The following is a 954-nucleotide window of genomic DNA, read 5'->3' on the forward strand; positions in this document are numbered from 1 at the left end:
ACCTTGGCGTATACCAATTACTTCGGTGGAGGGGTTCATAACACAATCTCCGACCGAGATAGTCTTGCGCTTAGTGTTTCGTACTCATTCTAATAACCCATTGGCTTGGTTTAACGAGGTAGTCTAAATGAAAATGATAAAAACTTTGTGTGCCATTGGTGTTGTTGCTGCAAGCTTTAGTGCGGCAAATGTCATGGCAAAAGTATCACCAGAAGAAACGGCGAAATTAGGGAATGAATTAACGCCAATTGGTGCAGAAAAAGCAGGGAATGCAGATGGAACAATTCCTGAGTGGACGGGTGGTGTAGAAGCACCTGCTGATTATAAGGTGGGTGAACCTTATCCGGATCCTTTTGCTTCGGATCAGGTCTTGTTCACGATTACTAAAGACAATATGGCTCAGTATGCAGATAAGTTGTCTGATGGTCAGAAGAAGACCCTGGAGCGATACTCTACTTATAAAATGAAGGTGTATCCTACTCATCGTTCAGTTGGTTATATTGATAAATTCGGTGAGTATTTCAAGCATAATGCGACTAATGCTGAAATGGTTGATGACGGGAATGGCGTGCAAGGCTATAAAGGTGCAATTCCTTTCCCAATTCCAAAGAATGCTAAAGAAGTTGTTTGGAACCATATTATGCGTTCAAGAGGGGGAAGCTTTGTTCGTGACTACGTACAGGTTACACCTACTGAATCAGGAGACTTCTCACCAATTCGTTTCGTAGAACATTATTCTGAGCGATTGGAATTGACGGATGCTGCAAAGAATGGAGATAAAAACGTCTTTTGGTATTTTAAGCAGCGCGTAGCTTCACCGGCTCGTTTGGCGGGTAACGTTCTACTTATCCACGAAACAATTGACCAAGTTAAAGAACCACGTAGAGCGTGGGTATATAACGCTGGTCAGCGACGTGTTCGTCGAGCTCCTCAGGTTGCATATGATGGACCAGG

At 43.4% G+C, this 954-nt stretch carries 2 protein-coding genes; both read left to right on the forward strand.

What is annotated here, in order from left to right; translation table 11 throughout:
• Positions 1–3: 3 nt before the first annotated feature.
• Positions 4–93, forward strand: a complete 90-nt coding sequence (locus A3763_RS30015) for a DUF1302 family protein (protein ID WP_231875456.1) — start codon at positions 4–6, stop codon at positions 91–93.
• A gap of 34 nt (positions 94–127) precedes the next feature.
• Positions 128–954, forward strand: an 827-nt coding sequence (locus A3763_RS02490) for a DUF1329 domain-containing protein (protein ID WP_156494841.1), incomplete at its 3' end; no start/stop codon positions are given.

Source organism: Oleiphilus sp. HI0128 (genome assembly GCF_001635365.1).